Origin of the sequence: Autumnicola tepida, from assembly GCF_031846485.1 — a bacterium.
GTDB lineage: Bacteria > Bacteroidota > Bacteroidia > Flavobacteriales > Flavobacteriaceae > Autumnicola > Autumnicola tepida.
Genome location: NZ_JAVRHQ010000015.1, coordinates 36,606 through 60,114, shown reverse-complemented (window position 1 = coordinate 60,114; position 23,509 = coordinate 36,606). Strand labels below are relative to the sequence as shown.

Genomic DNA, 23,509 nt, shown 5'->3' with positions numbered 1-23,509 from the left:
ACTATTTTCGCCCACTATATTTTGATAAATAACAATTAAAAATGGCAGTATTAAATAAAATCAGGCAGCGTTCTGTTTTTCTGATTGTGATCATCGCATTGGCATTATTTTCATTCGTGTTGGCCGACGTGATCCGTAACGGGGGCTTATCTTCCCAAAAGTCACAAAACGTAATCGCATCTGTAAATGGTGAGGAGTTAAGCAGAGAGGAATTTGCAAGACAGGTAGAGGCGCTTCAGCGTAACAGTGGCGGGAGTATTAGTACTACGCAGGCCGCCAATCGTGTTTGGGACCAGCAGCTAAGGCAGCTCATTATTGAGGACCAGCTGGAGGAAATTGGCCTTAGGGCAGAAGAAGACCAGATCACGCAAATGATCCGGGCGCAAATGTCCAATAATCCTAATTTTGTTAATGAAGCCGGGATTTTTGATGAAAACAGGCTAAGGGAGTATGTTGCCAATTTAAGAGCTACTTCTCCGCAGGCTTATGCGCAATGGGAGCAGTACACTCAAAATATGGCAGAAACTGCCCGCCAGAGTTTGTATCTTAATATGATTAGTGCAGGTGTTGGCGCGACGCTGACTGAAGCTGAGCAGGCCTACAGGATGCAAAATGACAATATAGACCTTCAGTTTGTGCAAATCCCTTATTCTTCAGTGCCAGATGACGAAGTAGAGGTGAGCAAATCTGAAATTAAAGAGTATATCAATAATCATTCTGCGCAGTTTGAAACAGAGAAATCTGTAAACCTGCAATATGTGTTTTTTGAAGAAAAGGCTTCTTCTGAAGACAGGGCAGAAGCGAAACAGGCAGTTACAGAATCACTGGAAAGCAGGGTGGAATTTAATTCCGCTTCAAAAAGCAACGATACCATAGCCGGTTTCAGGAATACTGATAATATTGAAGATTTTGTTAACCAGTATTCAGATTTGCCTTATGCAGATCGTTTTGTATTCAAAAGTGATCTTCCAAAGGGAATTGCAGACGAGATTTATAATCTTTCAGAAGGTGAAGTTTTTGGCCCGTATGAAGAAAACGGATACTGGAAGGCTACAAAATTATTGGAGACAAAGCAAATGCCCGATTCTGTAAAGGCAAGCCATATCCTTATCACCTACCAGGGAACACAGATAGATCCTGATGTAACCAGGACAAAGGAAGAAGCGCAGGCTTTGGCTGATAGTCTTGCCGGGGTGGTAAGAAGGGACGAATCCAAATTCGCTGAACTTGCTTCCCAGTTTTCTTCAGACCGTTCTAATAAGGAAGAAGGCGGTGATCTTGGATATTTCTCTCCGGGAATGATGATCCCTGCTTTTGAGAATTACGTTTTCGAAAATGAAGAAGGTGATATTGGCGTTGTGGAAACCGAAGTGGGATATCATGTGATTTCCATAGATGAGCAGACAGATGAGGAGAAAGCGGTAAAAATCGCCACAATCGCTAAAGAAATTGAGCCTTCAGAAAGGTCCAGGAACGATCTTTTCAACGAGGTGACAAAATTCCAGATAGCTGCGGGAGACAATAATTTTGCTGAACAGGCAAAAAGCAGCAATTATGAGGTAAGAACAGCGAGAAGCGTGAAAGCTCTTGACGAAACCCTTCCCGGGGTGGGCGCTCAGCGTAACGTGATCCAGTGGGCTTTCCAGGAAGATGTAAATTCCGGGGATGTGAAGCGCTTTGATACTCCAAACGGCTATGTGGTTGCCCAGGTAACCGCTAAAAATGATGCCGGCGTAACCAGTGTTGAAGAAGCTTCTTCAAGGGTTATTCCTATTATCACAAAACGTAAGAAAGCTGAAATTATAAAAGAAAGAATCAGCGCAGGATCTTTGCAGGAAATTGCTGAAAATCAGAATGTGGTTGTTCAGAACGCGAGTGCAGTAAATCTTGCGAGCCCAACTTTGGCTGGTGCCGGAAGAGAGCCGGAAGTGGTTGGTGCTGCGTTTGGACTTGAAGCTGGGGAAATGAGCAAACCTGTTGCAGGTGAAAAAGGAGTATATGTATTTAAAGTAACCAACAGGACTGAGGCTCCTGCCCTTAACTCTTATAATGCTGTTGCACAGCAGGAAACTGCGCGCCGCAGGCAAACTGCAGGTTCAAGGGTCTTTGAAGCCTTAAAGAAGAAAGCTGATATTGAAGATAACAGGGCTAAGTTTTATTAGTCGGTAAAGTTTTAAAATGTAAAAAGCCTCCCACCTGGAGGCTTTTTTGTTGCTGATATTTAAGGTCGAGATCAAAATGAAAAACTACCAGCAAAAGCTCCTCTCTCTTTTCAAGGGAAGGTGGCATTCCGTTAGAATGAAAGGCGGAGTCAGGTTAATGCGATTAAAAAGCTCCTTCCCTTTTTTAAGGGAAGGTGGCATTCCGTAGGAATGACGGAAGGGTAAAATTAATATCTGTACTTTTTTAAAAGTTTATACTCTTTCTCTTACTTCATTGCTGAAGTTTTGGCTGCTAAAGAACCATATCTTCATAACTGATAATAATCTCATAACCTTTTTTTCTGAAGTACGCCTTTTCTTCTGCCCCGCCGGTAGCCATTATAAAATCACCTCCCCAGCCGCCCAGGCTTTTAATTTTCCTGGAATAATCCTTAAATAAGTCGGTTTTCACCTTTGGAAGCTGAATGACCTTTGAAATCAATGTCTCATGTATTTCCATAAGCATTTCAAATTCTGAAATTTCTGTGCAATCTATAAATTGTAAAGTAAGATTGGAGATTTTTTCGATAAGAACATCCATATTTTCCTGCGGCTGATTCCTGAAATGGGCGATTGCCTGGCGGCTGTTCTGTTTCCGGTTAAGGTAAACAAAAAATATTTCGTCTTTAAAGTCAGGGTCAAAATGGGCTTTTAGAACCTGACGTTCATTTTGCCCAATTTGGTACGTTAAAGGTGAATTATGTTGTGCGGCCGCGATATCAAATCCGCTGCCCCCAAAGGTTTTTTCCAAAAGTTTGTACGCATCTATCTCAAACCACTGCGCAATATTATTAATTAAAGTTGAAGAAGTACCAAGGCCCCAGTTTCTGTCAAAATTTAACCTTGTTTCTACATGATATCCTGAAGCCTGGAGGATTGCCGGGTTCATTTTATTTGCAGCTCTTAATATCTGCAACAGGCGTTCAGTCACTTCCGAATTTAAATTTTCAGAAGTGCATTTTATTTCTTCCCTTTTAATACCAAAGGTTCCGCTGTACCAGATTTCACCTTTGTCATTAAAGCTTTGCCATTCGATTTTCCCTGAAGGTGCTTCCTCAATATCTGACTCCTGGCCATATTTAGTGGGCACAGTCAAGGCTTTTGCCCCGTTTAATACGGCATATTCGCCTGTGATGAGCAATTTTCCGTTACTGTAGAAGTTCTTCATTGCTGCCTTATTTTTTCCAGTTGATTAATCACGCTGCTGTGGGAAACCGTATGCCTTTTAAAATATTCAATGATAGCTTTTTTTTCTTCTGGAGTGGCCTGCTGTTGGTTGAGGATATTCATAAGGTGCATTTTCATGTGTCCCTGCTGGATTCCTGTGGTAATTAAAGATTGTACCGCCCCAAAATTCTGGGCCAGTCCGGCCACGGCCACGACTTCCATCAATTCTCCGGCAGATGGTTTCTGCAGCATTTCAAGCGCCAGTTTAACGAGCGGGTGCAGGCTGGTAAGTCCTCCCACAGTGCCCAGGGCCAGCGGGACCTCCAGCCAAAACTTGAAAACGCCGTTTTCGACCGTGGCGTGTGTAAGGCTGTTGTAATTTCCATCTTTTGCTGCATAGGCATGTATTCCCGCTTCCACAGCCCTAAAATCATTTCCGGTAGCCAGCACCACGGCGTCTATTCCATTCATAATACCCTTGTTGTGGGTAACTGCCCTATATTTTTCAATTTCGGCAATGCGGATGGCCCTGATAAATTTACTGGCAAATTTTGCTCCGCTCATGCCTCCTTCTTCAGAAAGTTCTTCTACAGGACAGCTTACTTCAGCTCTAACAATACATTCCGGCACATAGTTGGAAAGTATGCTCATCAGGATCTCAATTTCCTTTTCTTCGGAATTAAATTCCGGCCAGTTGTGGGCTTCATCTTTGAGAACCTGGGCGAACTTTTCCAGGCAGGAATTAATAAAATTCGCGCCCATGGAATCTTTTGTTTCAAAATTGCAGTGCAGCTGATAATAATTGGCCAGAGAATCGGTTTTCTCCCTAAGTTCAATGTCTAAAACGCCACCACCGCGTTTTTCCATATTTCGGGTAATTTCTTTTACCGAACTGAATAACTGCGGCTTTAGCTTGTTGAAAAACCGCTCTAACTTTTGCTTTTCTCCTGAATAGATAAAATGAACCTGCCCTATTTTTTTTGTGCCAAGCACTTCAGCTTTAAAGCCACCGCGGCTGCCCCAGAATTTTGCGGCCTTACTTGCCGCGGCAATAACAGAACTTTCTTCAATTACCATTGGAATAGCAAGTAATTTCCCATTGATAAGGAAATTTGGGGCTATCCCGAAAGGCAGGTAAAAGTTGGAAATGGTATTCTCGGTAAATTCATCATGAAGTTGCTGCAGCTTGGGGTCTTCATTCCAATACTGTTTGAGAATTTTTACGGCTTCCGGATTATCCTGAAGGTATTGGCTGCTTAACCATTCAATTTTTTCCTCTTTGTCCAGCTTTGAAAAACCTGCTACAGGTTGGCTCATTTTTGATAGTTTTTGGTAGGGGCAAATATACAATTGTTATTTCTGGATGCATAAAGAAGATAAAACAGGAGGAAAGCCAGGTCTGGCGTGATTTTTTCTTTAACAAATCATTAGTATTTAACACCTCTCCGCTACTTTTTTTGCTGAAAATTTAGTAAACTTGGCGGTCAATAAATATTTTTGAAAAAATATGAAGTTCTCTAAAATGGTTGTTGCCTTTCTAGTGTTTACAACCTCAATGATTTACGCTCAGGAAAAACAAATTACTCTTGAAGAAATTTGGAATGGTACCTTCCGGCAGGAGCGTTTACAGTCTCTTCAATCCCTGCAAAACGGCATAGAATACCTTGTTTTAAACCGAGACCGCAACAGTGGCCTTACGAATCTTGATGTTTATAAATACGCAACGGGTGAAAAAGTACGGACCATGCTTAGCAGTAGTGATCTTGAAGGTATTTCTTCTTTCCAGGGATTCGAGTTAAGCCCGAAAGAAGATAAGCTCTTGCTTTCTACCAATCTTGAAAGTATATATCGTCGCTCCAGCAAAGGCATTTATTATATCTACGATTTTAAAGATAAAAGCCTCACGCAACTTACCAATAAAAAAGTGCAGGAGCCAACTTTTTCTCCAGATGCTTCCAAAGTAGCTTATGTCTTTGAAAACAATATTTATGTGTACGATATCCCTTCAGGAAATGAGACCCAGGTGACGTTTGACGGGAAGAAAAATGAAACCATAAATGGTATTACCGATTGGGTTTATGAAGAGGAGTTCGCTTTTGTAAAAGCTTTCCATTGGGATCCTACCGGAGAAAAGATCGCATACCTGAAATTTGACGAATCCAACGTTCCTGAATTTTCTATGGACATTTTCGGGCAGAGTTTATATCCTTCAGAATACACCTTTAAATATCCCAAGGCGGGCGAGGAAAATTCTAAAGTTTCCCTGCACATGTATGATGTGGCTTCCGCCGAAAGCGAAAAAATTGAACTGGGAGATTATAAAGATTTTTACATTCCGCGTATAAAATGGACGGCGAAGCCAATGCTGCTTAGCGTACAGGTAATTAACCGCCACCAGAATGACCTCGACCTTATTTTTGTTGATGCCACTAATAATTCCAAAGAAGTGGTGCTGAACGAACAGGATGAAGCTTATATAGATATTACCGACAATCTTACCTTCCTGGAAGACAACAGCTTTATCTGGACCAGTGAAAAAGATGGTTATAACCATATTTATCTTTATGATGAAAGTGGCGACCTAATCAACCAGGTGACTTCTGGTAACTGGGAAGTGACCGATTATTACGGCTTTGATAAAAAGAACAACCGTATTTATTATCAGAGTACAGAAGATGGCAGTGTGAACCGTACAGTTTATTCCATTAAACCCAATGGAAAGGGCAAAAGAAAATTAACCGAAAAAACAGGGACGAACAGCGCAGATTTTAGTGCAGATTATACCTATTTCATCAATTCCTTTACCAACACTTCGACGCCTTATGTTTTCACGCTGCACCGTTCTAAAGACGGAAAACTGCTTAGGGAAATAAAAGATAATTCTGAATTGCTTAAAAAAGAAGCCGCTTATAATTTTTCTCCAAAAGAAATTTCCACCATTGAGGTGAATGGAAAAGATCTGAACATGTGGATGATCAGGCCGCAGGATTTTGATGAAAACAAGGAATATCCGTTGCTGATGTTCCAGTATTCCGGTCCCGGCTCGCAATCGGTTTCCAATACCTACTTCAATACTAACGATTATTGGTACCAGCTTTTGGCAGATGAAGGTTTTATAATTGCCTGTGTAGATGGCCATGGAACCGGTTTTAGAGGCGCCGACTTTAAAAAGGTGACCCAGCTGGAACTGGGGAAATATGAAGTGGAAGACCAAATTGCCGCTGCGCAAAAATTTGGAGAGAGAAGTTACATAGATAAGAACAGGATTGGTATCTGGGGCTGGAGTTATGGTGGTTTTATGTCTTCCAACTGCATCCTGCAGGGGAATGATACTTTTGCGATGGCTATTGCCGTGGCGCCTGTGACGAGCTGGAGGTTTTATGACAGTATTTATACTGAAAGATATATGACTACTCCACAGGAAAACCCTTCTGGTTACGATAATAATTCTCCTATTAATCATGTTGAAAAACTTAAGGGGGACTTTTTGCTGGTACACGGGGGAGGAGACGATAATGTGCACCTTCAGAATACCATGCGCATGGTGGAAGCCCTAGTTCAGGCAAACAAGCAGTTTCAATGGGCCATTTACCCAGATAAGGACCACGGGATTTATGGGGGCAATACAAGGCTTCACCTTTACACTAAGATGACCAATTTTTTAAGGGAAAATCTTAAGGAAGAAGGCATGCAGGAAGAGAACTCAAATACTATAAATTAAAGACACAAAATAAATGGCAAATTCAACAACTCCGGCACCACAAAAGGAATTATTTGGACACCCGGTTGGCTTATACATCCTGTTTTTTACCGAAATGTGGGAACGTTTCTCCTACTACGGGATGCGGGCTATTCTTGTTCTTTACCTGGTAAGTGCCACTACCGGTGGTAATGCCGGTTTAGGCTGGACAGGCGGGGAAGCAATCGCTCTTTACGGCTGGTACACCATGCTGGTATATGTAGCTTCAATTCCCGGTGGAATAATAGCAGATAAGATTTTAGGGCAAAAGAAAACCGTGCTTATTGGCGGGATTGTGCTGGTGGCCGGCCACGGGATACTTGCTGTTGAAGAAATGTGGGCCTTTTATCTGGGGTTGGCCCTTATTATTGCCGGAGTAGGAATGCTGAAGCCTAATATTTCCACAATGGTGGGCGGCCTCTACAAAGAAGGAGATATTCGCCGGGATAAGGGATTCACAATATTTTATATAGGGATTAACCTTGGAGCCTTCCTTTCCAGTCTGATTGTAGGATACGTGGGGGAGGAAGTAGGCTGGCACTGGGGCTTTGGCCTTGCGGGAATAGCCATGGCACTTGGGCTGGTGGTTTACCTGTGGGGGCAAAAATACCTGCGGAATGTTGGTAACCTGCTTTCCAGGGCTGAACGTGATGAAGGCGCCTCACTTGGCGGAATGTTTAAAGAACTGTTGAAGTCACCCCTGCAACTGGTAATTACCTCTATTTTGATGCTCGGGTCGCTTTATTACCTTTTCTTTGAATCCCTTCCATATGGGCTGCTTTATGTTTTTCTTACGCTGGTAACCGCTTTAATGTTGATGGTTTACAAAGATCTTACTTCCCAGGTAATGAAGGACCGCTATGTGGTAATGATCCTTTCCTTTTTACTCGTTGTAGTCTTCTGGGGAGCATTTGAACAGGCCGGTGGTTTAATGAACATATACGCTCTGGATAAGACAGACAGGACCATTCCTTTCAACCTGCCTTTAATAGGAAACGAAGTGCCGGCAACCTGGTTCCAGTCATTAAATGCGCTTTTCATCATTATTTTTGGAGTGATTGTAGCTAATTTCTGGGCAAGGAGAAAACTTAAAAGCAAAGAAGCCTCTTCCATTTTTAAAATGGCAACAGGAGTGATTATTATGGGGCTTGGCTTTATTTTTATGGCCATGGCGGCAAGTAATTATATTCCTTACGAACATAAGTCGGCTATGTATTGGCTGGTTTTGGCTTATTTGCTTCATACTATTGGGGAACTTTGTTCTTCTCCTGTGGCACTTTCTTTTATTACTAAACTTGCGCCGGTAAAATATGCTTCCCTTATGATGGGGGTATACTTTGCTGCCACGGGATTGGGGAATAAAGTGGCCGGTGTGATTGGTGAATTTTCCCAGGGAGAGCCTATGGTGGTGAATCTTGTGGCTACCGATTCGGAAATGGCTCAAAACCTTCAGGTAAATGATTCGGTGGTTTCAAATCACCAAGATTTCAGATTAACCGGGAGAGTGTATGAAGAAAACGGAGAATTGCATGTTTTGGAGATGCAGTCTGATGAACCGGTTCTGGAATATATTCAGTTTAAAAATGAAGAAAGGACAAACGAGGTGGTGGAAACCCTTCAGGAGGAAAATGTAACCGCGCAAGATCCTTATCACGTGCTTATTGACTTCAAGTTAGCCGAAGACAGGAGTGGTTATAGTGGGAACTTTGTGGTAGAAGAGGTACAAACCGATATGGAATATAAAACTTTCTGGGGAATTACCATTTTCACCTCAATATTTGGTCTTTTAGTAATACTACTGCTGAAGCCACTGAAAAGGCTTACCCACGGAGTGGAAGACCATGAGTCGGATTTGCCTCAGCAGGAAAAATTTGAACTTGGTGATGAAGAAATAACCAAAGATGGAGATGACAAACACCGTAAACGCTAACGAAGATTTTTTTAAGAGCAAGGTCCTGGGACATCCCGCAGGGCTTTTTGTTCTCTTTTTTACTGAAATGTGGGAGCGTTTCTCTTTCTACGGAATGCGGGTGCTGCTGGTGAATTTTCTCACTATGGCCATTGTGGGAGTTGATAACCCCGGCTGGGGCTGGTCTGCCGAGAATGCCGGCGCTTTATTTGGAACTTACGCCGGCCTCCTTTATCTCACACCCATTTTAGGTGGCCTTATTGCCGATAAATTTACAGGTTATCGCCGTGCCGTGATTATCGGGGCGGGGGTTATGACTTTGGGGCATGCCTTTATGGCGGTGGAAACGGAATTCTCACTTTACTTCGGCCTTGCACTGCTGGTTATTGGTACAGGTTTTTTTAAGCCGAACATCACCTCTATTATTTCTGAAATGTATGAAGGAAAGCCCGATAAAAAGGATGGTGCATATACCATTTTCTACATGGGTGTTAATGCCGGTGCTTTCTTTGGAATGATGTTGTGCGGATATTTAGCCGAAAAAATAGGCTGGAGCTGGGGTTTTGGTCTGGCCGGAATTTTCATGTTATTGGGTACCCTTCAGTTTTGGCTTGCAAAGCCGCTTTTTGGAAAAGTAGGGGGTGTGCCAGACAAGGAACTGGAAGAAAAACACAAACAAGAGGAGGAAAGCAAGGGAGTTTCCCATAAAACAAATCCCTTTACGCTTTTTGATAAAATTTTGGTGGTGGCTTCGGCGGCGATTGGTTTTATTTATCTTATAAATGATCCGCTTTCCAGGATTGCCGATATTAACCTTTTTCCGGTGGTTATGCCGTTCGATTTTCGGGGAGAACCTTTTTCCGGCCCAATTGGAATGGCATTAATAGGACTTGCTCTTTTTCTTGTCCTTGTAATTTCCCGGATCTCGAGGTATACTAAAATCGTACGGGACCGTTTAATAGCGGTAATTATATTCGCATTCTTTACGGTCTTCTTTTTTATGGCTTTTGAACAGGGAGCTTCTTCCCTTATTATTTTTGCGAGGGATAATGTAGACAGGGTGTTAGAAGGCAGTGCTGCCAGTATTTTTAATGTGGTGAATGCTATATTAACAGTAGTGCCGCTGGCAATAATTACATGGGTATTATCCCTGCTGTGGAAGCAGACTTTTGGCAGGATACCTGGTTCAAATCTGGTTCTGGGATTATGTTTCGCCGGAATCTGGGGACTGGTAATCTGGATGCTTGTAAGGGAGTTTACGGCAGAAACCACAGAAATAACCGTTTCCTGGTTTAGTATTCTCAACTCTTTTTTCATCATAGTTTTTGCTTCGTTCTTTTCAAAATGGTGGGAAAGTAAATACAATCCTTCGGCGGCTTTTAAGTATTGCTTTGGTCTGGTATTACTAGGACTTGGCTTCGGACTTCTTGCATGGGGGTCCAGCGGAATCGCCGAAGGCGCCAAAGTAAGTATGATTTGGCTTATCCTGGCTTATCTTTTACATACCCTTGGAGAACTTTGTCTTTCGCCGCTGGGGCTTTCTTATGTAAGTAAGCTGGTGCCGGCACGTATGATCGCCTTTATGTTTGGGATGTGGTACCTGGCCATTGCCATAGGTAATAAACTTGCCGGCTCTCTTGGAGGGATGATTGAAGAGGTTACACAGGAATATGATCTTTCCACCTTCTTTTTGATATTTACCATTGTGCCTGTTGCTGGTGGTATTTTAGTGGCTGTGTTGAATCCGGTTTTAAAGAGGCTAATGCATGGCATTAAATAAATAATAAATCGCCTGTGGCTACGTTATTATTTTAGGAATACTTTTTGATTTTAGAGAGGAAAAAATTTATGAAGTTTAGGATAATTGCTTTTTTGATGCTGCTCTCTGCAGGGATGGTGCAGGCGCAGGAAATCAAATGGATGACCATGAATGAAGCCCTTAAAGCTCAAAAGAAGCACCCGAAAAAAATCTTCATGGATGCCTATACCACATGGTGTGGCCCATGTAAGTTACTGGACAGGAATACCTTTGCTAATAAGGACGTAGTAAAATATGTAAATGAGCATTATTACGCGGTAAAATTTAATGCGGAAGGGCCTGAAAAAATTGAATATAAGGATATGACCTTTACTAATCCTAATTACGATGCCTCGCGCACAGGGAGAAATGGCACACATCAGTTTGCAAGTGCCATGAGGATTTCGGGATATCCGACTATCGTGTTTTTTGCTGAAGATGGGGATTTAATTGCTCCTATTGTAGGATACAGAACCCCGGAACAACTGGAGATATTCCTGAAAATGTTCGCTAATGACGATCATAAGAAGCTTACGAGCCAGGCGGCTTTTTCTGAATACCGCGAAAACTTCGTCGGGAAATTTAAAAATTAAGTGTTAATGAAGAAAGGTTTCCTAATCGGAATCTTTTAATTGAAAAGCTCCCTTTTCACCGGTATAGTGGAAAGGGATTTTTTTGTCTTCGGCACTTCTTTTCCACCTTTGCACATAAGTTTTAAAGTTGCTGCCGTCTGCAATAATAATTTCTGGGTTCAATTTATTCAAAAGTCTGTCTAAATTTATTCGCGGGGAATGGCTTAGCAATACAATATTGGGGTGGAGATCCGGTAAATCGTAAATTCCTGTGCTGTCAATAATCAGCAATCGCTTTCCCTGTACAGCGTAAATGTTTTTCAGGTTAGTATATTCCAACTCTTCGATACTTTCGTTCCGCAGGTATTCCTTTAAAAAAAGATCCTGAGCAGGGGTAAGGGAATCTGTACTCAGGACCTGAAGATGGTTTGCATCTTTTAACCCAAGCATCGTAGTCCTGTTTTTATGAAAAATAATAATTTCTGAAGTTTGATTTCCCAGGTTTTCATGTATAAGCAGAAGCTGAATAATTATAATTCCTGAGAGCAACAGGTAAACATTTCTCGGCCTTTGGTTGTAAATAAGCAGAATGCCTGTAACAATGATCAGATATGCCACTATGGCCATGGGTTTGGTGAAATAAATGTCGCTAAACAGGAAGCTCTCTTTCCCCGCAATATAATCGACCAAATTGTTCATTAATGAAATACAGGAACCATAGAATTTAGCGAAGACTTCAGGCAAAATATCAAGGAGCGCCAGCAAAACTATAAGAATTCCGCCGGCTAATATGATACTTAAAAAAGGGAGTATTACCAGGTTGGTTATAAAGAATAATCCAGGGAACTGGTGAAAGTAAAACAGGCTTAAAGGCAGCACTCCAATTTGGGCCGCTATACTCACGCTAAGGATCTTCCAAAAATAATCTGCCAGTCCGCTTTTAGGCTGAAATAGAGCGTATAATTTAGGCTGGATGGCAATAATGGCAAAAACCGCCAGGTAACTTAGCTGAAAGCCTACCTGCAAAATATAAAAAGGATTTATTAGTAGTAATACCAGCAGGGACATAAATAGAGTATTCATGGTGCTGGTCCTCCTGTTAATCTGCATTCCAATCGCTAAAAAAGAGAACATGCTTACCGCTCTTATTACCGATGGGGATAAACCGGCAACAAGAGCATAGCTCCAAAGGCCAAGCAGGCTAATCAGCAATTTTAAAAATTTTCCCCTGGGCAACATTTCCAATGGTTTCAAGAGCCAGTTTAGAAGTAACAGGATGATGCCTACGTGTAATCCCGAAACGGCGAGTATATGAACTGCTCCTGAAGCGGCATAACTCTTATAGGTTTCGGCGGAAATATTCCTGCGGTTTCCCAGGATGAGCGCCTGTATAACTGCTATTTCTTCTGCTGAAAAGGAATAATTTCTCAGGCGTTTTATACTTTTTTCTCTTAGCCTCGCCGCAAACGTTTTTATACCGGTTTTTCCCCTTTTTAAGATAATAAATTCCTCTGCGGAAAGATTTAGCTGTTTCTCTACACCTAACTGCTTCATGTAATTCCCGTAGTCAAATAGGTAAGGATTTAGAGGTTTCGAGAATGGAGAGAGCCGGTAGGGCACTAGAATATGGTCACCAATGTGCAAATGAGATACAGAATCCTTCTGAATATTCAAGAGCAGTTTTCCACTTATGTTCCGGGGTAACTGCTTGTTAAGCGAATCATAGCCGGCCAATACCTTTCCAATATATTTTTCTGCATATAATCCTGGTTTTAACTCTTCATCTATTTTTATTTCAAGTAATTCCGGTGTGTCTTCGGCTTCAGCAGTATTTAAATAATGATTGGCTTGAGTTTCAGAGGAATGAAGAAAAACCGTGCCCATTCCTATTATGAAGAATAATCCGCAGGCCACTATTCCGAAGAAGGCATCCTGAAAAAGATTCTTTTGAGCCCGGAAGAATGCAGTTAGAAAAACCAGGAATCCCGCTCCCGCCGTAAAAGTCAAAAATTCTTTGCCCGGGGAAAGGTAAAAAGCTGTAATTATTCCCACTGTAAAAAACAGGCACAGCTTGATTAAAGTGAAATTAAGAAGTTTTATAGCAGTAGAATTTACTGCTGAATATAAGTAAAAATCATATTATCCGCCTCGCCATCACGAAATTATTATGCCAGTAAGTTTCTGAAAGCGAAGAAATTATTACACCCCTGGAAGTGGTAGAATGGATAAAAATAACTTCATCTGGCAATACTTCAATTACCAGTCCCACGTGGTTAATCACTTTTTTGTTTTTATTGGTTTCAAAAAAGAGCAGGTCCCCCGCGGTAACTTCTTCAAGATAAAGTCTTTTTCCCTGCAGGGACATCGCACGGGAAGTACGCGGCAACGGAATATCCTCCTCCAGGTAGGCTACATAAATAAGCCCGGAGCAGTCCATTCCTCTTTTTGTGGTGCCACCGTATTTGTAACGGGTGCCTTTAAATTTCTTCGCGTTGGAAATTACCTTATAAACCCTTTTATCTTCAGGTTTAAGCTCTGGATTGGTTTTAAACTTTTTTTCTGAAGAAACTGTTTTTCTCTGGCTTGATACCCTGGACTTTGAAGAGCCGCAGGAAGAAATCAGCATCGCAAAAAGAATAAAGGCGCATATATTTAGCAGCTTTGGGCTAAAAAAAGGCCTGGGAAAGAAATTATGGATTAGAAAAAAATGGTGTTCAATCCTTGGGTTTGTGGATGCTTTCATAAATAAGTTCAGCTGTTTTCTTGCTGGCACCGGTGCCGCCTAATTTCTGCTCCAAAAGATAATAATCCTCAAACATTTTTTCCCGGTGCTTATCATCAAGAATTTTATCCAGCTCAATAATTAGTTTCTTTTTGTTAAAGTCGTTCTGGATTAATTCTGTCACTACCTCGCGTTTCATGATGAGGTTTACCAGCGAAATATAATCTAAATTGATGATGCGTTTAGCGATATGATAGGAAATAAAGCTGCCTTTGTAGCACACCACTTCAGGAACTTTAAAAAGTGCGGTTTCTAAAGTTGCCGTTCCGGAGGTTACCAGCGCGGCGGTGGCATGGCTCAACAAATCGTAAGTGCGGTTCATCACCAGGTGTACATTGCTTTTTTTAATGAACTGCTGGTAGAATTCCCTTTCCTGGCTTGGAGCGCCGGCAATTATAAATTGATAGTCTTTATAATTTTCAACAATGCTCAACATTATTTCCAGCATTTTTGAAATTTCCTGTTTTCGGGATCCGGGTAAAAGCGCAATTATGGGCCTTTGGTCCAGGCTGAATTCTTTTTTAAAATCTTCAGTGGGAATTTGTCTCTTTTCTGCGATGGCATCAATAAGCGGATGCCCTACAAAATGGACCGGAAACTGGTGTTTATCTTGATAAAATTCTTTCTCAAAAGGCAGAATAACATACATTTTATCAATATTCCGCTTTATATCTTTAATCCTGTTTTCTTTCCAGGCCCAAATTTGAGGCGAGATATAAAAATGCGTGGGAATACCTTCCTTTTTCGCCCATTTGGCGATACGAAGGTTAAAGCCGGGATAGTCTACAAAAATAAGAATGTCTGGCCGGAAGGAAAGGATGTCTTTTTTACAAAATGAAATATTATTGAGGATGGTACGCAGGTTAAGCAGGACTTCCACAAAGCCCATAAAGGCCAGGTTGCGGTAATGTTTTACCAGCTCGCCTCCCTGTTGCTGCATAAGGTCGCCGCCCCAGTAGCGAAATTGGGCATTTTCGTCCGTCTTCTTCAAGGCCTTCATAAGGTTGGAGGCGTGAAGGTCTCCCGAAGCTTCTCCTGCAATAATATAATATTTCAAACTGTAGAAGTTTTGTTTTTAACCCAGGACTTTATAGATGCCAACGGCTACTGCCGCTACAATTGTGGCCATTAAAACTCCCCTGGCATGTGAGTTTTCTTTTTTCTTCAGAAAAACAAAAAATGGTATAAAATTCAAAATCCCGCCCAACGCTATAAGTTTACCCAGGTAGCCATTCTTCACCGCATCCTGCAGGGTGTCATCTATATTTAACTCTGAAAATATGGAAATGTAGAGGAAGATGCCAGAAATATTGGCTGCAATTCCTACTAAAAATCCTATAAAAACATCCTGCTTATTCATTTAGGCCCCTACTGTTTAACTCCCTGATAAACTGATGGGCGGTAAGGTCAAATTGTACCGGTACTACCGAAACATAGCCGTTTTTCAAAGCCCATTCGTCGGTATCCTCACCTTCATCTTTATTTACAAATTTACCGGTAAGCCAAAAATAGTCCCGTCCCTGGGGATTTGTTCTTTTGTCGAACTCTTCTTCCCAGTGGGCATTTGCCTGCCGGCAAACTTTTATGCCCTTAATTTTAGATGCCGGTAACTTTGGTAAATTTACATTAAGAACCACGCCTTTTGGAAGCCCGTTTTTCAGTACATCCTGGGTGATTTTCTTGACGTATTTTTTAGAAGGCTCAAAGTCGGCAGTAAGGGAATAGTCCAGCAGTGAAAAACCTATAGCCGGTATTCCTTCTATTCCCGCTTCTACTGCGGCACTCATAGTCCCGGAATAAATTACATTTATAGAAGAATTGGAGCCGTGGTTTATCCCGCTAACACAAAGATCTGGCTTGCGGTGCAGAATTTCCTGGGTGGCAATTTTTACACAATCGGCCGGGGTGCCAGAACAACTGTATTCTTTGTGTTTATAATTCTTTTTGATGGTTACCGGCTCACAGAAAAGAGTGTCGCTAATGGTAATGGCATGTCCCATTCCGCTTTGCGGGCTGTCGGGGGCCACAATTACCACCTCGCCCAACTCTTTCATTACTTCCAGCAGTGCCCTGATTCCGGGTGCTGTGATGCCATCATCATTGGTTACCAGGATCAGGGGTTTTTCTTTCGGCATATCAAATTATTTTACACGGGCTAAAATAGTAATTTCCGAAGGAAAGCTTATCTTAGTGCTTTAACAAAAAATGCAGTGCCTCTCCAAGGTTGGCATAATTTTTAATGTATTTGGGAGAAGAATAATGATGAAACTTATGAAGTTTATGAAAAGAAATTTTAAAATACTAATAATGCTGATGGTGATGGCGGCATCGGCATGTAGTTTTACGACCAAAAAGTTTGAAGATCCAAATAAAGATAAGCTTTTAATAGATCTAATTACTTATGTCCTTAACCAGGGGCATTATGATGCAAAAGAAATTAACGACGAATTTTCTGCCAATGTTTATGGAGATTTTTTGGAAGCCCTGGATCCGTCCAAGCGGTTTCTTTATGCCAGCGATGTAGAAAAATTCAGTAAATACAAGGATAAGATCGATGACCAGATCCAGAACAAGGAGATAGAATTTTTTGACCTTGCTTATTCTACCCTAAACAAACGAATGGAAGAGACCAGGGCGATGTACAAGGATTTGCTTGCAGAGCCTTTTGATTTCAGCAAAAAAGAAAGTATTAATACAGATTATGACGACCTGGATTATGTGTCTTCCAAAGAAGAAATGAAGGAGCGTTGGAGAAAGCAGCTCAAGTTCTCTACTTTGGTAACATACCGTGACCTGAAAGACCAGGAAGAAGCTAAAAAAGATAATGATCCTGATTACGAGATCAAATCTGATACAGAACTTGAAAAACAAGCCAGAGAAACAACTTTGGGAACATTGGATGAATATTACGATTTTACCGATGATCTGGAAAGAGAAGATTATTTTTCGGTTTACATCAATTCTATTGTGGAAGAATTTGATCCACATACCTTCTATTTTGCGCCACAGGACAAGGATCGTTTCGATATTGCCATGTCTGGTAAGCTGGAAGGGATTGGAGCGAGGCTTCAGAAAAAAAGCGATAACATCACCATTACTGAAGTAATTTCCGGCGGTCCGGCCTGGAGAAGTGAAGAACTGGATGAAGGAGATGAAATTCTGAAGGTAAAACAGGAAGATGAAGATGATGCCGTGAGCATTGTGGGCATGAGGCTTAACGATGCGGTTGATTTAATTAAAGGCCCAAAAGGAACGCAGGTTACTCTTACTGTCCGTAAGAAACTGATGGGAAATATTGAAGAGGTAACCATAACCCGGGATGTGGTGGAAATTGAAGAAACGTACGCTAAAACCTCTATGGTGGAAAAAGACGGTAAGAAATATGGAATAATTAATCTGCCAAAATTTTACTTTAATATGGAAGATTATGAAGAGCGTAATGCGGCTTCAGATATCAAAAAAGACATTATCCGCCTGAAAGAACAAAACATGCAGGGCCTTGTACTGGACCTTAGGAACAATGGTGGTGGATCCCTTAAGACCGTTGTGGATATTGCAGGATTGTTTATTGAAGAAGGGCCGGTGGTTCAGGTGAAATCTAACGGACAAAGAAAAGAAGTGCTTAAAGATGAAGATCCTGAAGTGCTTTGGGATGGCCCGCTGGTAATCCTGGTAAATGAACTTTCAGCTTCCGCTTCAGAAATTCTTGCTGCTGCAATGCAGGATTATAAAAGGGCGATTATTATTGGTAGTAAGCAAACCTATGGTAAAGGTACCGTTCAGAATGTGATCGACCTTAACCGGTGGCTTAGAAATAACGAATATGGTGATCTCGGAGCACTTAAATTAACCACCCAAAAGTTTTATAGAGTAAATGGTGGTTCAACACAACTTGAAGGAGTGAAGAGTGATGTGGTGGTGCCAGACCGTTATAGCTTTGTGGATATAGGTGAAAAAGACCAGGAAAACCCGCTGCCATGGGATAAAATAGATCCTGCCAAATATGATGTTTGGGACGGTTATGTAGATTTTGATGAGGCCATAGCCAGCAGTAAAGAGCGTATGAGCCAAAATGCACAACTAAAACTGATAGAGGAAAACGCGCAGTGGATCAAAAATCAGAGTGAAGACAATGATTATTCATTAAATTATGATGAATATTCCGCCAATGTGGAAGAACAAACCGAGCGCGCCAAGCGTTTTGATTCTCTTAAAGATTATGATACTCACCTTTCTTTCACTTCCCTTCCTTATGAAGAGAAAGAATTTGAGACCGACTCTACTTTGAAAGAAAAAAGGGATAGGTGGCATAAGAGCCTTAGCAGTGACGTGTATATGGAAGAAGCCATAAATGTACTTGCAGACATGAAGATGAATAACATCAACAAGTCAAAGTCTAAATACGCAAACATAAAAGATTAAATAATATTCTATACTTATTATATAAAGCGCCCTGAGTAATCGGGGCGCTAATTTTTTAACTGAATTCTTTATGAAAAGGAAATTTATTTATCCGGTAATAATTTTGCTGGTTGCGGCATTGCTTTTAGTTGTGGAGCAGTGCGGATAAGTGAAGATTGAAGTATGACTATCCTTCTTATCCAGGGAGCTACAGGATCTTAAAAATTATGGATAATGAGTTAGACATAGAGTTTTTATTAATATCACACATTAACAAAAATACCTGCGCGAGGGATAGGAGCGGCTACCATGTAGCGCGTATAGCCCGGCCCGGAGGGCGCGCCCTAATCAGGAAAATGCTTTATGTTCAACAACACGAAAGAATTACAGGCAGAAATCTCAGGATAATTACTAACGCGAACTGGTTCTAAGAAATAGTATGAGGAAGTAAATTTGGAGAAGAATGCCCTCTCCACAGTTACATCTGATTGTTTAAAAATTTAAAACGACATTCTTTCGGAGTCCAGCTTAATGAAGATAAAGAGCAGGACGGTAAAACCCCATAAGCCCGAGCCTCCGTAACTAAAAAACGGCAACGGAATCCCCACGGTGGGAAATACTCCAATTACCATCCCAATATTTACCAGAAAGTGGATAAACATAATGCCAATCACGCTGTATCCGTAAATACGGTTAAACTGTGTTTTTTGTCTTTCCGCGAGAACAATTAGGCGCAGGAGGAGCATCACAAAAAGGATCACCACCAGTGCGCTGCCTACAAAGCCCCATTCTTCCCCCACCGTACTAAAGATATAGTCTGTATGCTGTTCAGGAACAAAATGGCCTTTAGTCTGCGTACCTTCGGTCCAGCCTTTGCCAAGCCAGCCGCCGCTGCCAATGGCAATTTCGCTTTGGTTGGTGTTATAGCCAATTCCGCGGGAATCCACTTCCTTTCCCAGTACAATATTAAAGCGGTCCCGGTGGCGCTGTTCAAAAATGTTTTCAAATATATAATTTACAGAAAAGGATAAGCCAATGGCAAGTGCCATAAGGCTTGTGATAATAAAGCGGTTTGGCCGGCGCCTTTTTTTCATAAATATAAGGGCGAGTCCTAGAATCACAGCTCCTATACTTACCCAAACAGGCCCTGCCAGCAATGTGAGGATAAATACTGCTACTCCGGAAAATCCTATGATGAGGTACAGTGCGGAAAGGCCTTCGCGGTATAATGGAAAAAAGAAGGCTGCATAAACCAGGGCGCTTCCGGGATCAGGCTGGGGTACAATAAGAAGGGCCGGAAGGGCAATAATGATAAAAGCTTTAAACTGATGGCTTAGCTTCCCGATATTGGTTTGGATATCACTCAGGTATTTTGCAAGGGCAAGGGCAGTGGCCATTTTGGCAAATTCAGAGGGCTGAATGCTCAGGCCGCCAAAAGAGTACCAGGAGGTTGCCCCCGAAATGGTTTTTCCGAATACATAAAGCCCTGCTAAAGAGAGCAGGGAGATAATATAAATTACGCTGGAAAAGCGCTGGTAGAACTTAGCTTCTATGGAGAGCACAATAATGATAAGCAAAAAGCTAAGGACAATCCACAGGCCCTGTTTTCCATAGACCTGGTCCAGGTCAAAATAAGAACTTGCGGCATCACCCAGGGAAGCCGAGTAAATATTGGCCCAGCCAAAAAAAACCAGTATTACGTAAATAAAAATCGTTAGCCAATCAAAGCCAGCCGTACTTCTTGCCATCATTTATTAAAAAAGGTTCGTCCTGCAGCGGTTTTTTGTACTCTTCTTCAAGGCTGTGGTTTAGCACCCACTCCTCTAAATCGGTCCTTGTAATGGTGCCCTTCAGGTATTTTTCAATCATAAGGCTGGCAATCCTGCCTGCATAACGGCTTCCCCAGTAACCGTTCTCCACAAAAACGGCAATGGCGATTTTTGGATTGTCTACAGGAGCGAAGGCCACAAAAATGGAATGGTCTGTAAGCTGAGCCCTTTTACCGTTCACTTTGGTAAAGTTTTCTGCTGTTCCCGTTTTTCCTGCAATTTCTATCCCCGGGATTTGAAGGCTGGAGGCTGTACCATTTTTATACACCTGGTGCATTCCTTCTACAACAGGTTCAAAATTTTGGGCATCTATCGAGGTGATGTTTTTTGTAGTATATTTTTCATCTTCAATATCTTTACCTTCTACTTTTTTAAGGATGTGGGGAGTATAATACCAGCCCCGGTTTCCAATGGTAGCAGCCATATTTGCCAGTTGTACGGGGGTCATTAGCACTTCCCCCTGGCCAATCGCATTAGAAAGCGTTGCAGTGGCATACCATTTATAAGTGGGATAATCGTAAATCTGGTTATAGTAGTTGGAATTGGGGATTTTCCCGGGCCGGCCTGTGCTTAAATCAGATCCAAGGTAATCGCCGAGGCCAAAGCTTTTAAGGTGCGCATTCCAGGCGTCTATACCTTCCTGTGGTGTAGGATATTTTTCGATGATCTTGCGGTAAACCTGAGCGAAGTAAGAGTTGCAGGATTGCGCAATGCCGGGAATCATCGCCAGCGGACTCGAATGAGAGTGACAGCCAAGCTTCCTTCCGCGGCCATAGCTGTAGCCGTGGTGGCAGCTAAAGGCATCATCGGTATCTACCACCCCTTCCTGGAGGCCAATAAGCGCGTTAAGTGTTTTAAATGGCGATCCCGGAGGGTATTCTGCCAGGAGCCCGCGGTCATAAAGCGGCTTTGCGATGGTGTCGTAGTAAAGTTCGGTAAAATTTGCAGAACGTTTGCGGCCCACAAGTTTTGCAGGGTCATAAGTGGGGGCGGTTATCAAAGATAAAATTTCACCACTTCCGGGTTCTATAGCCACAATCCCGCCTCTTTTGCCCTGCATGAGTTTTGTGCCGTAGGCCTGTAAGGCGACATCTATAGTTATGGTGATATCTTTGCCTTTTTCGGGGAGCGTGTCGTAAATGCCGTCCTTATAAGGGCCAATATCCCTATTAAAACGGTCCTTCTGAATATATTTTACCCCTTTAACTCCGCGCAGAGTATCTTCATAATAACTCTCCACCCCAGCACGGCCTATTAAATCTCCGGAAATGTAGTAGGGGTTGGAGTTCACGATATGCTGGTTCACTTCAGCTATATACCCCAGTACATTTGAGCTGTGGTTTACCTGATAGTCACGTAAAGACCTCTTCTGAATATAAAAGCCTTCGTATTTCCTCATTTTCTCCTGAAGAATGGCATATTCGCTTTTGGTGAGCTGCGGAATAACCACTGAAGGCAACATGGGCGAATATATTTTTGCTTTATCCAGCTTTTTGCCCAGTTCTTTAGGTGTTAAACTCAGGATTTTACAAAATTCAAGAGTATCGAAAGGCTTCAGGTTACGTGGAATAACCATTACGTCGTACGAAGGCTGATTGGAGACCATCAGCTCCCCATTGCGGTCGTATATATAACCCCGCTGCGGATAATCGTAAACCACCTTAATGGCATTGTTCTGCGATCTTACGGCAAATGAAGTGTCTATAACCTGCAAATAAAAAAGGCGTCCAAGAAATGCAATTCCCGTAGTAAGAATTAAAATGTAAAGGAGTATTCTTCTCATCTGTATTTTTTACTGAATAACGCAAGGCTTAAAAAGACCAGTATTATGGTGAAAATGCCTGAAAACAATGTCTTTTTCAGAATTAAAAGTATATGGCTAAAGCTAAACATTTCCAAAGAAAAAAGGATAAAATGATGCACCATTACCATTAAAAAAATATAGCTCAGCCGTGCCCCAAATGGAGTTGCTGCAAGCCGTAAGGTTTGATGATCGTAACTAATTCCAAAGGAAAATCTTAAAAAATGCGGCCTTACAAAAGCGGCCACCAAACAGGCCGCGGCATGAATGCCGCCACTGTCTTCAAAAAGATCAATACTTATGCCAAGCAGGAAGGCCAGGAACAAAAACAGGCTCCTGTTAGAGTTAAACGGGTACAGCAATACAAATAGAAAATATAAATAAGGATTGATATAACCCAGGAAATTGATGTTGTTCAATACCAGCACCTGGAGGAAAACCAGTCCTATAAAACGGGCGATATTTGAAAAAATACTGCTATTCATCTAGGTCTTCAAGAGATTCAATCTCCTCGCGATTTACATTTTCAATAATATAAACGTAGCCAATATTAGTCATATCATTAAAGAGGTTGATGTTTATGGTATAATAGCTTTGTGTAGGGTCCAGGCTAAAATCTTTAATACTTCCAATGGGCAAACCTTTTGGGAAAATAAGTGAGCGCCCTCCGGTAATAATAGTATCCCCCTGTTGCAGCGGTGCCTGCCTTGGCACATCAATAAGCTGCACCACGTTGGGATCTTTGCCATTCCATACCAGGCTCCCAAAATGATTGGTTTTACTCAGCTGGGCATTTATTTTGGAGCGGCTGTTTAATATGGAGATCACCCTGGAAAAATGGTCATTTACCCGGTCTACAATCCCGATAATTCCCTTGCTGGTCACCACGCCAAATTCGGGTTCTATGCCATCGTTTTCCCCTTTGTTGATGGTGAGGTAGTTGTCTACTTTGGAATAATTGTTATTAATTACCGTTGCCGACCTAAAATAATAATCTCCACTAAAGGAGGTGGTATCTAAATGATCCCCGGCAACTGCGGTATCTTTCACATTCAGGTTGGTGATGATATTGCGAAGTTCTTTATTTTCTTCTAGCAACCTCGCGTTATATTCGTCCAGATGAAGGTAAGTCTGAAAATTATTCGCCCAGTTATAAACCCCGCCGGTTACAAAATTGGCTGAGCTTATAAACCTGCTTTTATGAAAAGAGTGGGTTTGAATGGTAAGAAATATAGACAGCGCCAGCAGTAATAAGAATAGAATATTATTCTTATTCCGGATAAGAAAATTAAATATTTGCTGCATAACAC

General features: G+C 41.8%; 17 protein-coding genes. 6 read left to right on the top strand and 11 right to left on the bottom strand.

From position 1 onward, the window contains the following. Nucleotides 1-41 precede the first annotated feature (41 nt). Nucleotides 42-2,162 carry a peptidylprolyl isomerase gene (locus RM553_RS12590; RefSeq protein ID WP_311535291.1) on the top strand — a complete coding sequence of 707 codons (2,121 nt, stop codon included), beginning with the start codon at nucleotides 42-44 and terminating at the stop codon, nucleotides 2,160-2,162. A gap of 292 nt (nucleotides 2,163-2,454) precedes the next feature. Here the strand turns inward: RM553_RS12590 and RM553_RS12585 are convergent, their stop codons facing one another. Together RM553_RS12585 and RM553_RS12580 are read right to left on the bottom strand one after the other, a co-directional pair. After that, nucleotides 2,455-3,369 carry a GYDIA family GHMP kinase gene (locus tag RM553_RS12585; RefSeq protein ID WP_311535290.1) on the bottom strand — a complete coding sequence of 305 codons (915 nt, stop codon included), beginning with the start codon at nucleotides 3,367-3,369 and terminating at the stop codon, nucleotides 2,455-2,457. Continuing rightward, complete coding sequence (locus RM553_RS12580; RefSeq protein WP_311535289.1) at nucleotides 3,366-4,685, bottom strand: hydroxymethylglutaryl-CoA reductase, degradative; 1,320 nt, start codon at nucleotides 4,683-4,685, stop codon at nucleotides 3,366-3,368. Before RM553_RS12580 ends, RM553_RS12585 begins: the two co-directional genes overlap by 4 nt. Before the next feature lie 190 nt (nucleotides 4,686-4,875). Between RM553_RS12580 and RM553_RS12575 the strand changes: the two genes are divergently transcribed. The 4 genes from RM553_RS12575 to RM553_RS12560 all read left to right on the top strand — a co-directional run bounded on the left by RM553_RS12575 (nucleotide 4,876) and on the right by RM553_RS12560 (nucleotide 11,407). Then, nucleotides 4,876-7,089 (top strand): S9 family peptidase, encoded by a 2,214-nt coding sequence (locus tag RM553_RS12575; RefSeq protein WP_311535288.1) that lies wholly within the window; start codon nucleotides 4,876-4,878, stop codon nucleotides 7,087-7,089. Between the two features lie 13 nt (nucleotides 7,090-7,102). Further along, a complete protein-coding gene (locus RM553_RS12570; RefSeq protein ID WP_311535287.1) occupies nucleotides 7,103-9,037 on the top strand; it encodes a peptide MFS transporter in 1,935 nt (644 codons plus the stop codon). After that, nucleotides 9,015-10,796: a peptide MFS transporter gene (locus RM553_RS12565; protein WP_432271464.1), complete on the top strand. Its 1,782-nt coding sequence runs from the start codon at nucleotides 9,015-9,017 to the stop codon at nucleotides 10,794-10,796. The genes RM553_RS12570 and RM553_RS12565 overlap by 23 nt, the downstream gene beginning before the upstream one ends. A 68-nt stretch (nucleotides 10,797-10,864) precedes the next feature. Continuing rightward, nucleotides 10,865-11,407, top strand: a complete 543-nt coding sequence (locus tag RM553_RS12560; RefSeq protein WP_311535285.1) for a thioredoxin family protein — start codon at nucleotides 10,865-10,867, stop codon at nucleotides 11,405-11,407. A gap of 21 nt (nucleotides 11,408-11,428) precedes the next feature. Here the strand turns inward: RM553_RS12560 and RM553_RS12555 are convergent, their stop codons facing one another. The 5 genes from RM553_RS12555 to surE all read right to left on the bottom strand — a co-directional run bounded on the left by RM553_RS12555 (nucleotide 11,429) and on the right by surE (nucleotide 16,303). Beyond that, nucleotides 11,429-13,438 carry a ComEC/Rec2 family competence protein gene (locus RM553_RS12555; RefSeq protein WP_311535284.1) on the bottom strand — a complete coding sequence of 670 codons (2,010 nt, stop codon included), beginning with the start codon at nucleotides 13,436-13,438 and terminating at the stop codon, nucleotides 11,429-11,431. 82 nt (nucleotides 13,439-13,520) lie between these two features. Further along, nucleotides 13,521-14,129 (bottom strand): C40 family peptidase, encoded by a 609-nt coding sequence (locus tag RM553_RS12550; protein WP_311535283.1) that lies wholly within the window; start codon nucleotides 14,127-14,129, stop codon nucleotides 13,521-13,523. Continuing rightward, the gene (gene lpxB / locus RM553_RS12545; RefSeq protein WP_311535282.1) at nucleotides 14,101-15,225 is read right to left on the bottom strand and encodes a lipid-A-disaccharide synthase; all 1,125 of its coding nucleotides are present in this window, start codon (nucleotides 15,223-15,225) and stop codon (nucleotides 14,101-14,103) included. Before lpxB ends, RM553_RS12550 begins: the two co-directional genes overlap by 29 nt. Before the next feature lie 18 nt (nucleotides 15,226-15,243). After that, the gene (locus RM553_RS12540; RefSeq protein WP_311535281.1) at nucleotides 15,244-15,528 is read right to left on the bottom strand and encodes a hypothetical protein; all 285 of its coding nucleotides are present in this window, start codon (nucleotides 15,526-15,528) and stop codon (nucleotides 15,244-15,246) included. After that, a complete protein-coding gene (gene surE / locus RM553_RS12535; protein WP_311535280.1) occupies nucleotides 15,521-16,303 on the bottom strand; it encodes a 5'/3'-nucleotidase SurE in 783 nt (260 codons plus the stop codon). The genes RM553_RS12540 and surE overlap by 8 nt, the downstream gene beginning before the upstream one ends. 145 nt (nucleotides 16,304-16,448) lie before the next feature. On the opposite strand from surE, the gene RM553_RS12530 reads away from it, so the two are divergent. Further along, nucleotides 16,449-18,590 carry a carboxy terminal-processing peptidase gene (locus RM553_RS12530; protein ID WP_311535279.1) on the top strand — a complete coding sequence of 714 codons (2,142 nt, stop codon included), beginning with the start codon at nucleotides 16,449-16,451 and terminating at the stop codon, nucleotides 18,588-18,590. A gap of 479 nt (nucleotides 18,591-19,069) precedes the next feature. On the opposite strand, the gene rodA is transcribed toward RM553_RS12530, so the two are convergent. Genes rodA through mreC form a run of 4 tightly spaced genes read right to left on the bottom strand, consistent with a single transcriptional unit; the run spans nucleotide 19,070 to nucleotide 23,504 of the window. Further along, a complete protein-coding gene (gene rodA / locus RM553_RS12525) occupies nucleotides 19,070-20,317 on the bottom strand; it encodes a rod shape-determining protein RodA (RefSeq protein ID WP_311535351.1) in 1,248 nt (415 codons plus the stop codon). Continuing rightward, nucleotides 20,292-22,181, bottom strand: coding sequence for a penicillin-binding protein 2 (gene mrdA / locus RM553_RS12520; protein ID WP_311535278.1), 1,890 nt, complete (start codon nucleotides 22,179-22,181; stop codon nucleotides 20,292-20,294). Before mrdA ends, rodA begins: the two co-directional genes overlap by 26 nt. Then, nucleotides 22,178-22,684: a rod shape-determining protein MreD gene (locus tag RM553_RS12515; protein WP_311535277.1), complete on the bottom strand. Its 507-nt coding sequence runs from the start codon at nucleotides 22,682-22,684 to the stop codon at nucleotides 22,178-22,180. Before RM553_RS12515 ends, mrdA begins: the two co-directional genes overlap by 4 nt. Next, complete coding sequence (gene mreC / locus RM553_RS12510; RefSeq protein WP_311535276.1) at nucleotides 22,677-23,504, bottom strand: rod shape-determining protein MreC; 828 nt, start codon at nucleotides 23,502-23,504, stop codon at nucleotides 22,677-22,679. The genes RM553_RS12515 and mreC overlap by 8 nt, the downstream gene beginning before the upstream one ends. Between the last annotated feature and the right edge of the window lie 5 nt (nucleotides 23,505-23,509).